The organism is Pseudomonas frederiksbergensis (assembly GCF_003732705.1).
Classification (GTDB): Bacteria; Pseudomonadota; Gammaproteobacteria; order Pseudomonadales; family Pseudomonadaceae; genus Aquipseudomonas; species Aquipseudomonas frederiksbergensis_F.
The window spans coordinates 91,553-104,797 of sequence record NZ_MOBR01000044.1 but is presented as its reverse complement, the minus strand read 5'-3'; the positions used below and the strand labels follow the sequence as shown (position 1 = coordinate 104,797).

Below are 13,245 nucleotides of genomic sequence, written 5' to 3'. Positions count from 1 at the left end.
AGAAAAAGTATGTGTTTGAATGGAATCGAGATAAGCATTTTTCAGAGTTGTGGCCCTGTCGACGACAGGGCCACACCCTCAGCTAGCGCTGCAAAGGTCAGAACAGCTTGCGACCCTTGTTGGCAGCAATGCGCATGCGCAAGGCGTTGAGCTTGATGAAGCCCGCCGCATCAGCCTGATTGTAGGCGCCGCCATCTTCTTCGAAGGTCGCGATGTTGGCGTCGAACAACGACTCATCGGACTTGCGGCCGGTGACGATCACGTTGCCTTTGTACAGCTTCAGGCGAACCACACCATTCACGTGAGCCTGGGACGCGTCGATCATCTGTTGCAACATCAGACGCTCAGGGCTCCACCAGTAACCGGTGTAGATCAGGCTGGCGTATTTAGGCATCAGCTCGTCTTTGAGGTGAGCCACTTCGCGGTCCAGGGTGATCGATTCGATCGCACGGTGCGCGCGCAGCATGATGGTGCCGCCAGGGGTTTCGTAGCAGCCGCGGGACTTCATGCCCACGTAACGGTTCTCGACGATATCGAGACGGCCGATACCGTGTTCGCCACCGATCTTGTTCAGCGTCGCCAGCACGGTGGCCGGGGTCATCTCGACGCCGTCCAGTGCCACGATGTCGCCGTTGCGGTAGGTCAGTTCCAGGTACTGCGCCTTGTCTGGAGCCTTCTCCGGGGAGACGGTCCATTTCCACATATCTTCTTCGTGCTCGGTCCAGGTGTCTTCCAGCACGCCGCCTTCATAGGAGATGTGCAGCAGGTTGGCATCCATCGAGTACGGGGATTTTTTCTTGCCGTGGCGCTCGATCGGGATGTTGTGCTTTTCAGCATAATCCATCAGCTTTTCACGGGAGAGCAGGTCCCACTCGCGCCAAGGAGCGATCACTTTCACGCCTGGCTTGAGTGCGTAGGCGCCGAGTTCGAAACGAACCTGATCGTTGCCCTTGCCGGTGGCGCCATGGGAAATGGCGTCAGCGCCGGTTTCGTTGGCGATTTCGATCAGGCGTTTGGCGATCAACGGACGAGCGATGGAAGTACCCAGCAGGTACTCGCCTTCGTAAACGGTGTTGGCACGGAACATAGGGAACACGAAATCACGCACGAACTCTTCGCGCAGATCGTCGATGTAGATTTCTTTGACGCCCATGGCCTGCGCCTTGGCGCGGGCCGGTTCGACCTCTTCGCCCTGACCCAGGTCAGCGGTGAAGGTCACTACTTCACAGTTATAAGTATCCTGCAGCCACTTGAGGATCACCGAAGTGTCCAGGCCGCCGGAATACGCCAGAACGACCTTGTTTACGTCCGCCATGCCATCACTCCACGGGGTTTACGGAAAGCCGTGAAGTCTACCGCTCATACGGAATAATTTACAGAGGCGCGACAGCTTATGACGACGAAGCGACAGATTCTTACGAGGGAGCGACGATGACCGGCGAGTCAGGATGTGTGTGCGGCACTCGCGGCAGAGGCTGATTGCGGGGCCGGTTTCTCGGTAGGCGCGACACGCTCCAGGCGTACCGCGACCCGACGATTCTTCGCCCGGTTGGACGCATTGGTGTTCGGCGCCAGCGGGTAGCGTTCACCGTGGAAACGCATGGTGATCTGCGATTCCTGGATGCCATTGGCCTTGAAGAAATCCATCACCGCCAGCGCCCGGCGACGGGACAGTTCACGGTTGGTCAGGCGATTGCCGCTGTTGTCGGAATGACCGTCGAGTTCGATGTGATTGACCGTCGGATCAGCCTTCATGAACTCCAGCATGACCTGCAACTTGGCCTTGGCTTGCGGATCCAGATCGACGCCTTCGCCGGGAAAACCGACTTCGGATTGTTTTACCTGCTCGAAATTCTGCGGCAGCAGCTTGGCCACGCAGCCCTGATAATCATTGAAGGCCTTACTGAACTTGACCGGCAGCAGACGCACTTCCGACACCCGGCCATCACCCGAAGCGCGGCGAATCACCGGGCTGCGACCGTCCATCAAGCCACTGATCAGGCGTCCGGCCTGCACTTGCGAACTGTTGAACAGCACGTTGCCACTGCCGATGTTTACCGAGCCAAGATTGATATCACCACGGCCCGGTTGCCATGGCGCGGCCGCGGCCAGCAAGGTCGCCGAGCCACCACCAATCACCGAGTTGTAGGCTTTAAGACGAAATATCGCCTGCTCACCCGCGCGACGCACGAACTCACCGGAACCGAAATCGGTAATCGGCTGGGCCAATCGGCATTCGAACTTGTCCCCTTCGACCGTCCACTCAATGCTCTCCAGACGGGTCTGGAAAGTGAGCGCCATCGCGGGAAGGCTGGCAAACACACTGAGCAAGGCTAAATAACGCTGGCGCACGGGAGGCTCCACTGGCTTCTACAACAAAAAGACCGACACATACGATTACGGCATACCTAATGGATATCGGAAGCTTGCTGCAAAACTTGATAGCGAGTGCCTGAGAGAGTCTTTTCCGGTAGCATTCCCCTCAGTTTGACCCGCCTGGAATCCCCTCATGTCCGACCGCCTGACCCTGCTGCGTCCCGACGACTGGCATATTCATCTTCGCGATGGTGCTGTTTTGTCCAATACCGTTGCGGATGTCGCGCGCACCTTTGGTCGCGCAATCATCATGCCCAACCTGGTACCTCCAGTGCGCAACGCCGCTGAAGCCGACGGCTATCGCCAGCGGATCCTCGCTGCACGCCCGGCCGGCAGTCGTTTTGAACCGCTGATGGTGCTGTACCTGACCGACCGCACCCAGCCCGAAGAAATTCGTGAGGCCAAGGCCAGCGGTTTCGTTCACGCCGCCAAGCTCTACCCGGCCGGCGCCACCACCAACTCGGATTCTGGCGTCACCAGCATCGACAAGATTTTCCCGGCGATCGAGGCCATGGCCGAAGTCGGGATGCCGTTGTTGATCCACGGTGAAGTCACCCGTGGCGATGTCGACGTGTTCGATCGCGAAAAGATCTTCATCGATGAGCACATGCGTCGTGTGGTTGAGCGTTTCCCGACGCTCAAAGTGGTGTTCGAACACATCACCACCGCTGACGCCGTGCAGTTCGTCAACGCGGCCCCGGCCAACGTTGGCGCGACCATCACCGCTCATCACCTGCTGTACAACCGCAACCACATGCTGGTGGGCGGGATTCGGCCGCACTTCTACTGCCTGCCGATTCTCAAGCGCAACACCCATCAGGAAGCCCTGCTCGACGCCGCCACCAGCGGCAGCGAGAAGTTCTTCCTCGGCACCGATTCGGCGCCGCATGCCCAGCACGCCAAGGAAGCTGCTTGCGGCTGTGCCGGTTGCTACACCGCTTATGCGGCGATCGAGATGTATGCCGAAGCCTTCGAACAGCGCAACGCGCTGGATAAGCTCGAAGCCTTCGCCAGCCTCAACGGCCCGCGCTTTTATGGCCTGCCGGTGAACACCGATCGCATTACCCTGGTCCGCGAAGAGTGGACCGCCCCAACCAGCCTGCCATTTGGCGAGCTGACCGTAATCCCGCTGCGCGCCGGTGAAAAACTGCGCTGGCGCCTGCTGGAGGAACACGCGTGAGTGAAGACCATTTCGACGACGAACAGGACGGTCAAGGCGGTGGAGGCGGTCCCCGTCATCCAATGGCAGCCCGATTCCGTGGTTACCTGCCGGTTGTCGTCGACGTAGAAACCGGTGGCTTCAACTCGGCCACCGACGCCCTGCTGGAGATCGCGGCGACCACCATCGCCATGGACGAAAAAGGGTTTGTGTATCCCGATCACACTTACTTCTTTCGCGTAGAACCGTTTGAAGGCGCGAACATCGAAGCAGCGGCCCTGGAATTCACCGGGATCAAGCTCGATCACCCGCTGCGCATGGCCGTAAGTGAAGAAACCGCCCTGACCGATATTTTCCGCGGCATCCGCAAGGCCCTGAAAGCCAATGGTTGCAAACGGGCGATTCTGGTCGGGCACAACAGCAGCTTCGACCTGGGCTTCCTCAACGCGGCTGTCGCGCGCCTGGACATGAAACGCAACCCGTTTCATCCATTCTCCAGTTTCGACACTGCAACCCTCGCTGGCCTGGCTTACGGTCAGACCGTGCTGGCCAAGGCCTGCCAGGCAGCCGATATCGACTTCGACGGTCGCGAGGCCCACTCGGCTCGCTACGACACCGAGAAGACGGCTGAGCTGTTCTGCGGCATCGTCAATCGCTGGAAACAAATGGGCGGCTGGGAAGACTTCAACGACTGATCCGGTCGAAGGTTTTTATCCCGCCCACAAAAAAACCGGCCTCGCGGCCGGTTTTTTTATGCCTGACGCTTGGGCTTACAGGGCCGCAGCGTGCTCGGTCAGGTAAGCCGCAACACCTTCGGTGGAAGCGGTCATGCCTTTGTCGCCTTTTTTCCAGTTGGCAGGGCAAACTTCGCCGTGCTCTTCGTGGAATTGCAGCGCGTCGACCAGACGGATCAGCTCTTCCATGTTACGGCCCAGTGGCAGGTCGTTGATGATCTGCGAGCGGACAACGCCTTTATCGTCGATCAGGAACGCGCCACGGAAAGCAACGCCGTCAGCGGACTGAACGTCGTAGGCCTTCATGATTTCCTGCTTGATGTCAGCAGCCATGGTGTAGCGAACCTGGCCGATACCGCCATTGTTCACCGGGGTGTTGCGCCATGCGTTGTGGGTGAAATGCGAGTCGATCGACACGGCAACCACTTCAACGTTGCGGGCCTTGAAGTCGGCCATGCGGTTGTCCAGAGCGATCAGCTCGGACGGGCAAACGAAGGTGAAGTCCAGTGGATAGAAGAACACCAGGCCGTATTTGCCTTTGATGGCCGACGACAGAGTGAAGCTGTCTACGATCTCGCCGTTGCCGAGGACGGCCGGTACGGTGAAGTCTGGGGCTTGTTTGCCTACGAGTACGCTCATTGAATATCTCCTGGTCTATTAACGTGAAGAACTGGATTCGCATCAGCCTGCCACCCTCAAGCGACAGCCCTGTGACACGATCCCCTTCGCAAGGACCGACCATCATACACGGCGTTTTTGAGCTGTCCTTAACGGATTTTCGGCGACGGGTTAAATTCGGACTGTTACGGTTACTGTCGCAATGCCATGCAGGAAACCGTTCGTCAGCCATCGGCGCTTATAACGCGAAGCTTTCAGAAAGCACTTTGACAATCATTCTCGTTAACATTAAGATCCATCGCAATTGAGTCACAACCAGCGACGGTTCTCACTTATGTATGTCTGCCTCTGCACTGGCGTCACCGACGGTCAAATCCGCGATGCAATCTATGAAGGTTGCTGCAGCTATAAGGAAGTCCGTCAGGCCACCGGCGTAGCTAGTCAATGTGGTAAATGCGCCTGCCTTGCCAAGGAAGTGGTGCGCGAAACCCTGACCAAGCTGCAAACCGCCCAGGCCGCGATTCCATTTCCTGTTGAATTTACTGCCGCGTAACTACCGTATTTCAAAGAACCGGACTAATGTCCGGTTTTTTTATGCCTGAAAATCAATCGCTTAGGCTCCAGACGCGGAACACAAACATTCTTATTCCGATTAATTTTCATATAAGTTTCAATAACTTAGGTTTGACACCCTTAAATACGCGGCTCAAACTCTGCCTTATAGTCAGTTAATACAGGGCAGGACCCCATCATGAAAGGCGACATTACAGTCATCCAGCATCTCAACAAGATCCTTGCCAATGAGCTGGTCGCGATCAATCAATACTTTCTGCATGCGCGCATGTATGAAGATTGGGGTCTGAACAAGCTCGGCAAGCACGAATACCACGAATCCATCGATGAGATGAAGCACGCGGACAAGCTGATCAAGCGCATCCTGTTCCTTGAAGGCCTGCCGAACGTCCAGGACCTGGGCAAGCTGCAGATCGGCGAACACACCCAGGAAATGCTTGAGTGCGACCTGCGTATCGAACGCACCGGTCACGCGGACCTCAAGGTCGCGATCGCCCATTGCGAAACCGTCGGCGACTTCGGCAGCCGTGAACTGCTTGAAGATATCCTTGAGTCCGAAGAAGAACATATCGACTGGCTGGAAACCCAACTGGGCCTGATCGATAAAGTCGGTCTTGAGAACTATCTGCAATCGCAGATGGGCGAAGAGTAAGTGAGTTTTCGCTAAACTCGAGACACTAAAAAGCCCCGCTCTCTTGTGAGACGCGGGGCTTTTTATTGCCTGCGTCTGTAGGAGCGATACTTGCTCGCGAAGAACGATAACGCGGTATTTCTGATAAACCGCATCATCGTTCTTCGCGGGCAAGCCTCGCTCCTACAGGAAGCAGATCGGGTCGCTCCCCGTAGGGAACGCCGGATCAGGCTTCGGTCTTGGCAGCAGCCGCTTTTTCAACAGCCGCTTTGATCGTGGCCTGCAACGAACCGTCAGCAGCCATTTCAGTCATGATGTCGCTACCGCCGACCAGCTCACCACCGACCCACAGTTGCGGGAAGGTTGGCCAGTTAGCGTACTTTGGCAGGTTGGCGCGAATTTCCGGGTTCTGCAGGATGTCCACGTATGCGAACTTCTCACCACAAGCCATGACGGACTGCGCGGCTTTCGCGGAGAAGCCACACTGCGGGGCATTCGGCGAGCCTTTCATGTAAAGCAGAATGGTGTTGTTAGCAATCTGCTCTTTAATCGTTTCGATGATATCCATGGAGCACCTCGGCTGAACTTTCCGACTCAAGGGTCGGCACGGTGGCGCATTGTAACGGAAACCCGAGCGCCATGCTCGGTCTCCCCGACAGACTCGATCAAGCCGCCGCCACGGTCACCGGCACGCCGTTCAACGCCGCATTCCCCGACAACTCATCGAGCTGACACTCATCCGTCAGGTCGTTGGCGCTGGACCCCGGCTGGCTGCTGGCGATCGTCATCTGCACACCCGGCCGCGCATGGCCCCAACCGTGCGGAAGACTGACCACGCCTTGCATCATATCCAGACTGCCGATCACTTCAACTTCGATCACCCCCACCCGCGAGCTGACCCGCACCCGCTGCCCATCGGTGAGACCGCGACTGGCCAGGTCTTGCGGGTGCATCAACAACTGATGACGGGGCTTGCCCTTCACCAGACGGTGATAGTTGTGCATCCATGAATTGTTACTGCGCACATGTCGGCGACCAATCATCAACAGCTCATCGGCGGCCGGTGCCTGCAGGGCGGCGAAACGGGCCAGGTCTGCGAGGATCGGCGCCGGTGCGGCCTGGACACGCTGGTTTGGAGTCTTGAGCCGTGGCGCCAGATTGGATTTGAGCGCACCCAAATCAACGCCGTGGGGATGATCGAACAAGGTCGTCAGCGACAGCTTGTGCTCGGAAGCATCGCCATACAGCCCCATCCGCAAGCCACGGTCGATCATCTGCGCCGGAGCAATGGTCGGCTTGAGCTCCTTGCCGGTCTTCGCGGCAAACGCCTCGGCCAGACCGACGAAAATTTCCCAGTCATGCAGCGCGCCTTCCGGTTTGGCCAGGATCGCCCGGTTGAAACGCGTGACGTTGCGCACGGCAAACATATTGAACGTGGTGTCGTAGTGGTCGTTTTCCAGGGCCGAGGTGGACGGCAGGATCAAGTCGGCATAACGAGTGGTTTCATTGATGTACAGGTCGATGCTGAGCATGAACTCCAAACCGTCCAGCGCTTGCTCCAGTTGCCGACCGTTGGGCGTGGACAGCACCGGATTGCCCGCCACCGTGATCAGCGCCCGCACCTGCCCTTCCCCGCCAGTGAGCATCTCTTCGGCCAGGGCCGATACCGGTAATTCGCCGCTGTACTCCGGACGCCCGGACACCCGACTCTGCCACCGATTGAAATGCCCGCCCGAGGTGGACGCCACCAAATCCACCGCCGGCTCGGTGCACAGCGCACCGCCCACGCGGTCGAGGTTGCCGGTGACCAGGTTGATCAACTGCACGACCCAATGGCACAACGTACCGAAGGCCTGGGTCGAGACGCCCATGCGGCCATAGCAAACCGCGGTCGGCGCCGCTGCAAAGTCCCGGGCCAGTTGGCGGATCTGCTCGGCAGGCACCGCACACAACGGGCTCATGACCTCAGCAGTAAATCCCGCCACCGCCTCGCGCACCTCATCCAGACCGTCCACCGGTAGATGGCTGTCGCGGGTCAGGCCTTCGGCGAACAAGGTATTGAGCATCCCGAACAACAGCGCCGCATCGCCGCCAGGACGTACGAACAGATGCTGATCGGCAATCGCCGCCGTTTCGCTGCGACGCGGATCGACCACCACCACTTTGCCGCCGCGGACCTGAATCGCTTTCAGGCGTTTCTCGACATCCGGCACGGTCATGATGCTGCCGTTGGACGCCAGCGGATTACCGCCCAGGATCAGCATGAAATCGGTGTGATCGATGTCCGGGATCGGCAACAGCAAGCCGTGGCCGTACATCAGGTGACTGGTCAGGTGATGGGGCAACTGATCGACCGAGGTTGCGGAAAACCGGTTGCGGGTTTTCAGCAGACCCAGAAAGTAATTGCTGTGGGTCATCAGCCCATAGTTGTGCACGCTCGGGTTGCCTTGATAGACCGCCACCGCGTTCTGCCCGTGACGCTCCTGAATCGCTGCCAGCCGTTCGGCTACGAGGTTGAAGGCGTCTTCCCACGCAATCGGCTGCCATTCGCTGCCCACGCGCTGCATCGGTTGATGCAAGCGATCCGGATCATTCTGGATGTCTTGCAGGGCCACCGCTTTAGGGCAGATGTGCCCGCGACTGAACGTATCCTGCGGATCACCCTTGATCGACGTGATTTGTACCCGACCTTCGGCCTCGGTGGTTTCGATGGTCAGGCCACAAATGGCTTCGCACAGGTGGCAGGCACGGTGATGGAGAGTCTTGGTCATGGCCAGTCTCTGTCTTGTTCTGGGCGGGCAATGTCTGCCACGGGAACAAAACTATGGCGCGCGAACCGGCGCTGCGCCAGCGACGTTCGTCTTGTGAATCGGCGGCCATCAGGCCAGCCGATGGCGGTGCAGACTCAGTTCGGTGGCAACCGGGGCGGCGCCTGCAACTGGATCTCCTGGATGGTTTCAATCTGCTCGTGGGCGACATGCACGCCGGTGAGCTCGCCGATCAATCGCCAATGCTCATCAAGCCCGGCACTGATGGTGGCCATGCGATCGATCATGCGTCGACCGGCGGCTTTGGTCACTTCGTCGTCACTGCGCATCAACTCGAAGGACATCGAGGTCATGGACGCCGTGAGATGAGTCAGGGAGCGGGCGGTGAGGCCGAGTAATTCCATTAACTGCTGTTCTTTCGATTCCATTCCGGAGGCTTCCTGCGTCGTCGTGGAGTAGTTATAACCCAGCACTTTGCATTAGCAAATGTTTCAGACGAGACACATTGCCACTACATGGCAAGAATCACAGGTCAGAAACCGACTACCTCGATGCCGTCCCCGCCCCGTTTGATTGCAATGCCAGATGGGCCCGGTGTACAAATGACGGGCTGCTATCCGGAAACAGGCTTCAAAAGCGCTACTTCGGTCATCCCGTAGCCCCTCTGAATTTCCCTAAAAACCGTAGCCCTATTGGTAAGACGCGACATTTAATTATAAGATCGCGCCTTCCCCTATTTCGTCGCCCCGTGCGGCTTACGCCGCAGGTCTCGCCCGTTTTTCAGTTAAACAAGGCTTTGAGTATCTGCGGTCTGTTGCAAAAAGGTAGTCAATGATGAGCGCAAGGCACTTTCTCTCCCTGATGGATTGCACGCCCGAAGAGCTGGTCAGCGTGATCCGTCGAGGCGTTGAGCTCAAGGACCTGCGTAACCGCGGCGTACTGTTCGAGCCTCTGAAAAACCGCGTCCTGGGGATGATTTTCGAGAAGTCTTCGACCCGCACGCGCATCTCGTTCGAAGCCGGCATGATCCAGCTCGGCGGCCAGGCGATCTTCCTCTCGCCCCGCGATACCCAACTGGGCCGTGGCGAGCCGATCGGCGACGCCGCCATTGTCATGTCGAGCATGCTCGATGCGGTGATGATTCGTACGTTTTCCCACAGCACACTGACCGAATTCGCCGCCAATTCGCGCGTCCCGCTGATCAACGGCCTTTCCGATGACCTGCACCCGTGCCAGTTGCTGGCAGACATGCAAACCTTCCTCGAACACCGCGGCTCGATCCAGGGCAAGACCGTGGCCTGGATCGGCGACGGCAACAACATGTGCAACAGCTATATAGAAGCGGCGATCCAGTTCGACTTCCAGTTGCGCATCGCCTGCCCGGAAGGTTATGAACCCAACCCTGAGTTCGTGGCCAAGGCCGGCGATCGTGTAACCATCGTCCGCGATCCACAGGATGCCGTGCGTGGCGCGCATCTGGTGAGCACTGACGTCTGGACCTCCATGGGCCAGGAAGAAGAAACCGCCAAGCGCCTGAAGCTGTTCGCGCCATTCCAGGTCAACCGCGCCCTGCTCGATCAGGCCGCGCCGGATGTGCTGTTCATGCATTGCCTGCCGGCCCACCGTGGCGAAGAAATCAGCCTCGACCTGCTGGACGACCCGCGCTCCGTAGCCTGGGACCAGGCGGAAAACCGTCTGCACGCACAAAAGGCCTTGCTCGAGTTTCTGGTCATGCCGGCGTATCACCACGCATGAGCCAGCCACTACTGCTCAAGCTGCGCAATCTTGCCTGCGGCTATCAAGACCAGCGGGTCGTACAGAACCTCAACCTGCATCTGAACGCCGGCGACATCGGTTGCCTGCTGGGCTCTTCGGGCTGCGGCAAAACCACCACCCTGCGGGCCATTGCCGGTTTTGAACCGGTGCACGAAGGTGAAATCCAGCTCGGCGGCGAAACCATTTCCAACGCCGGTTTTACCCTGGCCCCGGAAAAGCGTCGAATCGGCATGGTGTTTCAGGACTACGCGTTGTTTCCGCATCTGAGCGTGGCCGAGAACATCGCCTTCGGGATCCGCAAGCATCCGCAAAAGGATCGCGTCACCGAAGAGCTGCTGGAACTGGTCAACCTGAAGAACCTCGGTAAGCGCTTCCCCCATGAGCTGTCCGGTGGCCAGCAGCAACGTGTCGCACTGGCCCGCGCCCTGGCGCCAGAGCCGCAACTGTTGCTGCTCGACGAACCGTTCTCCAACCTCGATGGCGAACTGCGGCGCAAGCTCAGCCATGAAGTACGTGACATCCTCAAGGCCCGTGGCACCAGTGCGATTCTGGTGACTCACGACCAGGAAGAAGCCTTCGCCGTCAGCGATCATGTGGGGGTTTTCAAGGAAGGTCGTCTTGAGCAGTGGGACACGCCCTACAACCTGTATCACGAACCACTGACACCGTTTGTGGCCAGTTTCGTTGGCCAGGGCTACTTCATTCGCGGCCAGCTGAGCAGCCCGGAGTCGGTGCAGACTGAATTGGGTGAGCTACGCGGCAATCGTGCCTACACCTGGCCGATTGGTGGCGCGGTGGACGTGTTGCTGCGCCCGGATGACATCGTTTATGCGCCGGACAGTGGGCTGAAAGCGCGGATCGTCGGCAAGACGTTCCTTGGCGCCTCAACGCTGTATCGCTTGCAGATGCCGACGGGTGCGCAGCTGGAATCGATCTTCCCGAGCCATGCCGATCATCAGGTCGGTGCGCAAGTGGGGATTCGGGTGGCGGCTGAGCATCTGGTGTTGTTCCAGGCTTCTGGAAGCACGGCGGCGCAGATTCCGGCAGTTGAAACCGGCGTCCGCCGGTACAGCACCGCCAGCTAACACCCGGACCTGTTCCTGTAGGAGCGAGGCTTGCCCGCGAAGGCGTCGTATCAATCGACATCATCATTGGCAGGCCCGACGCCTTCGCGGGCAAGCCTCGCTCCTACAAAGACCTCACCCGAGCAACAATTTTCCGCTCGCCACCAACGTCGCATTCCCGCCGATCTTCACCCGCTCCCCTTCCAGCCGGCAGAACAATTCCCCGCCACGGGCCGAGCACTGATACGCCATCAGGCTCGACTTGCCCAAGCGCTTCGACCAGTACGGAATCAGACTGCAATGGGTCGAGCCGGTCACCGGGCCTTCATTGATGCCAATCGCCGGCGCGAAGTACCGGGACACGAAATCATGCTTGCCGCCCCTGGCCGTGACGATTGCCCCTGGCCATGGCAGTTTCGCCAGCGCTGCCATATCGGGTCTGCAATCAAGCACCGCTTGCTCGGATTCCAACACCACCAACAATTCATTCGAGCCCAGCACATCGACGGCTTCCACACCCAGGGCGCGCTCGACATCCAGGGTCACGCCGACTTCCGACGGCACAATCGCCGGAAAATCCAGCCACAACCGCCCGCCCTCCCGGCTGACGCTCAACGGGCCGGACTTGCAGATGAAATCCAGGCGTTCGGCCGGCTCCTTATAGATTTCAAACAGCACGAACGCGCTGGCCAAGGTGGCATGCCCGCACAGCGGCACTTCGGTGGTTGGGGTAAACCAGCGGATATGCCAGGCCTGACCTTCACGCACCACGAACGCGGTTTCGGCGAGGTTGTGCTCGGCGGCGATCTTCTGCATCAACTCATCGGCCAGCCAGGCATCGAGCCGATAGACCATCGCCGGATTGCCACTGAACGGTCGATCACTAAACGCATCGACCTGATGAAATTCGAGCTGCATAACCTTCTCCCTGATTCAGGCGCGACCAATGTCGGCGAACTTCGCCTGAGTATGTTCGGCCAATACCGCGGGCGCCAATTCCACCTCCAGCCCCCGCCGCCCAGCACTGACAAAAATGCTGGCAAGGGGTTGCGCCGAGTTATCGATAAACGTGCGCAGACGCTTCTTCTGCCCCAACGGACTGATGCCGCCCAACAGGTAACCGGTCGCGCGTTGAGCGGCCGCCGGATCGGCCATTTCGACTTTTTTCACCCCGGCCGCATGGGCCAGGTGCTTTAAATCGAGACTTCCGACGACCGGCACCACCGCCACCAGCAATTCACCTTTCTCACTGGCCGCCAGCAGCGTCTTGAACACCTGCGCCGGGTCCAACCCCAGTTTTTCCGCTGCCTCCAGACCATAGGACGCTGCTTTCGGATCATGTTCGTAACTGTGCACACGATGTTCGGCGCGAACTTTTTTCAACAAATCCAATGCGGGCGTCATGGCAGCTCCAAGCTTGGCGACAGAAGAAAAACACTGCGCCGGATTCTAGGACATTGATCAGCAAAAGGCTCTATTGCGGCGCTATTTCAAAGGCTTGGCGAAGCCCTGCCGCATGGGTTTGCACGCAACTCAAAACGCCATC

At 58.8% G+C, this 13,245-nt stretch carries 14 protein-coding genes; 6 read left to right on the top strand and 8 right to left on the bottom strand.

The genetic code is table 11. The features are described 5' to 3' along the window. Positions 1 to 97: 97 nt before the first annotated feature. Both BK667_RS31830 and BK667_RS31825 read right to left on the bottom strand, forming a co-directional pair. Complete coding sequence (locus tag BK667_RS31830) at positions 98 to 1,315, bottom strand: argininosuccinate synthase (RefSeq protein WP_008155574.1); 1,218 nt, start codon at positions 1,313 to 1,315, stop codon at positions 98 to 100. A 128-nt stretch (positions 1,316 to 1,443) separates the two neighbouring features. After that, positions 1,444 to 2,352, bottom strand: a complete 909-nt coding sequence (locus BK667_RS31825; protein ID WP_123515088.1) for a flagellar protein MotY — start codon at positions 2,350 to 2,352, stop codon at positions 1,444 to 1,446. Positions 2,353 to 2,509: 157 nt separating this feature from the next. Between BK667_RS31825 and pyrC the strand changes: the two genes are divergently transcribed. Beyond that, entirely contained in the window at positions 2,510 to 3,556 is a 1,047-nt protein-coding gene (pyrC, locus tag BK667_RS31820; RefSeq protein ID WP_054045193.1) for a dihydroorotase, read from the top strand. Beyond that, positions 3,553 to 4,230 carry a ribonuclease T gene (gene rnt / locus BK667_RS31815; RefSeq protein WP_054045196.1) on the top strand — a complete coding sequence of 226 codons (678 nt, stop codon included), beginning with the start codon at positions 3,553 to 3,555 and terminating at the stop codon, positions 4,228 to 4,230. The genes pyrC and rnt overlap by 4 nt, the downstream gene beginning before the upstream one ends. A 75-nt stretch (positions 4,231 to 4,305) precedes the next feature. On the opposite strand, the gene BK667_RS31810 is transcribed toward rnt, so the two are convergent. Continuing rightward, entirely contained in the window at positions 4,306 to 4,908 is a 603-nt protein-coding gene (locus BK667_RS31810) for a peroxiredoxin (RefSeq protein WP_054045198.1), read from the bottom strand. A 313-nt stretch (positions 4,909 to 5,221) separates the two neighbouring features. On the opposite strand from BK667_RS31810, the gene BK667_RS31805 reads away from it, so the two are divergent. Both BK667_RS31805 and bfr read left to right on the top strand, forming a co-directional pair. Then, positions 5,222 to 5,440, top strand: a complete 219-nt coding sequence (locus BK667_RS31805; RefSeq protein WP_008057530.1) for a bacterioferritin-associated ferredoxin — start codon at positions 5,222 to 5,224, stop codon at positions 5,438 to 5,440. Between the two features lie 198 nt (positions 5,441 to 5,638). Next, the gene (gene bfr, locus BK667_RS31800; protein WP_017340571.1) at positions 5,639 to 6,112 is read left to right on the top strand and encodes a bacterioferritin; all 474 of its coding nucleotides are present in this window, start codon (positions 5,639 to 5,641) and stop codon (positions 6,110 to 6,112) included. A 205-nt stretch (positions 6,113 to 6,317) separates the two neighbouring features. Here bfr and grxD read toward each other — a convergent pair whose 3' ends face one another. From grxD to plzR, 3 genes are all read right to left on the bottom strand, one after another. Continuing rightward, a complete protein-coding gene (gene grxD, locus BK667_RS31795; RefSeq protein WP_054045200.1) occupies positions 6,318 to 6,659 on the bottom strand; it encodes a Grx4 family monothiol glutaredoxin in 342 nt (113 codons plus the stop codon). 97 nt (positions 6,660 to 6,756) lie between these two features. Beyond that, on the bottom strand, positions 6,757 to 8,862 hold the full coding sequence (locus tag BK667_RS31790; RefSeq protein WP_123599966.1) for a molybdopterin oxidoreductase family protein: 2,106 nt from the start codon (positions 8,860 to 8,862) through the stop codon (positions 6,757 to 6,759). Positions 8,863 to 8,996: 134 nt separating this feature from the next. Beyond that, positions 8,997 to 9,287: a PlzR type 4 pili assembly inhibitor gene (plzR, locus tag BK667_RS31785; RefSeq protein ID WP_054045204.1), complete on the bottom strand. Its 291-nt coding sequence runs from the start codon at positions 9,285 to 9,287 to the stop codon at positions 8,997 to 8,999. Between the two features lie 406 nt (positions 9,288 to 9,693). On the opposite strand from plzR, the gene argF reads away from it, so the two are divergent. Both argF and BK667_RS31775 read left to right on the top strand, forming a co-directional pair. Next, complete coding sequence (argF, locus tag BK667_RS31780; protein ID WP_123515094.1) at positions 9,694 to 10,614, top strand: ornithine carbamoyltransferase; 921 nt, start codon at positions 9,694 to 9,696, stop codon at positions 10,612 to 10,614. Beyond that, positions 10,611 to 11,720 carry an ABC transporter ATP-binding protein gene (locus BK667_RS31775; protein WP_123599965.1) on the top strand — a complete coding sequence of 370 codons (1,110 nt, stop codon included), beginning with the start codon at positions 10,611 to 10,613 and terminating at the stop codon, positions 11,718 to 11,720. The genes argF and BK667_RS31775 overlap by 4 nt, the downstream gene beginning before the upstream one ends. A gap of 114 nt (positions 11,721 to 11,834) precedes the next feature. Here the strand turns inward: BK667_RS31775 and BK667_RS31770 are convergent, their stop codons facing one another. Together BK667_RS31770 and ybaK are read right to left on the bottom strand one after the other, a co-directional pair. Continuing rightward, positions 11,835 to 12,617, bottom strand: coding sequence for a PhzF family protein (locus tag BK667_RS31770; RefSeq protein ID WP_123599964.1), 783 nt, complete (start codon positions 12,615 to 12,617; stop codon positions 11,835 to 11,837). Between the two features lie 15 nt (positions 12,618 to 12,632). Further along, complete coding sequence (gene ybaK, locus BK667_RS31765; protein ID WP_123599963.1) at positions 12,633 to 13,103, bottom strand: Cys-tRNA(Pro) deacylase; 471 nt, start codon at positions 13,101 to 13,103, stop codon at positions 12,633 to 12,635. Positions 13,104 to 13,245 lie beyond the last annotated feature (142 nt).

What these genes read in the sequence shown, in the direction of transcription:
- BK667_RS31810 (WP_054045198.1), bottom strand. Translation starts at nt 4,908, where the DNA reads ATGAGCGTACTCGTAGGCAAACAAGCCCCAGACTTCACCGTACCGGCC.
- BK667_RS31830 (WP_008155574.1), bottom strand. Translation starts at nt 1,315, where the DNA reads ATGGCGGACGTAAACAAGGTCGTTCTGGCGTATTCCGGCGGCCTGGAC.
- BK667_RS31790 (WP_123599966.1), bottom strand. Translation starts at nt 8,862, where the DNA reads ATGACCAAGACTCTCCATCACCGTGCCTGCCACCTGTGCGAAGCCATT.
- argF (WP_123515094.1), top strand. Translation starts at nt 9,694, where the DNA reads ATGAGCGCAAGGCACTTTCTCTCCCTGATGGATTGCACGCCCGAAGAG.
- pyrC (WP_054045193.1), top strand. Translation starts at nt 2,510, where the DNA reads ATGTCCGACCGCCTGACCCTGCTGCGTCCCGACGACTGGCATATTCAT.
- BK667_RS31775 (WP_123599965.1), top strand. Translation starts at nt 10,611, where the DNA reads ATGAGCCAGCCACTACTGCTCAAGCTGCGCAATCTTGCCTGCGGCTAT.
- BK667_RS31770 (WP_123599964.1), bottom strand. Translation starts at nt 12,617, where the DNA reads ATGCAGCTCGAATTTCATCAGGTCGATGCGTTTAGTGATCGACCGTTC.
- BK667_RS31805 (WP_008057530.1), top strand. Translation starts at nt 5,222, where the DNA reads ATGTATGTCTGCCTCTGCACTGGCGTCACCGACGGTCAAATCCGCGAT.
- bfr (WP_017340571.1), top strand. Translation starts at nt 5,639, where the DNA reads ATGAAAGGCGACATTACAGTCATCCAGCATCTCAACAAGATCCTTGCC.
- ybaK (WP_123599963.1), bottom strand. Translation starts at nt 13,103, where the DNA reads ATGACGCCCGCATTGGATTTGTTGAAAAAAGTTCGCGCCGAACATCGT.
- grxD (WP_054045200.1), bottom strand. Translation starts at nt 6,659, where the DNA reads ATGGATATCATCGAAACGATTAAAGAGCAGATTGCTAACAACACCATT.
- plzR (WP_054045204.1), bottom strand. Translation starts at nt 9,287, where the DNA reads ATGGAATCGAAAGAACAGCAGTTAATGGAATTACTCGGCCTCACCGCC.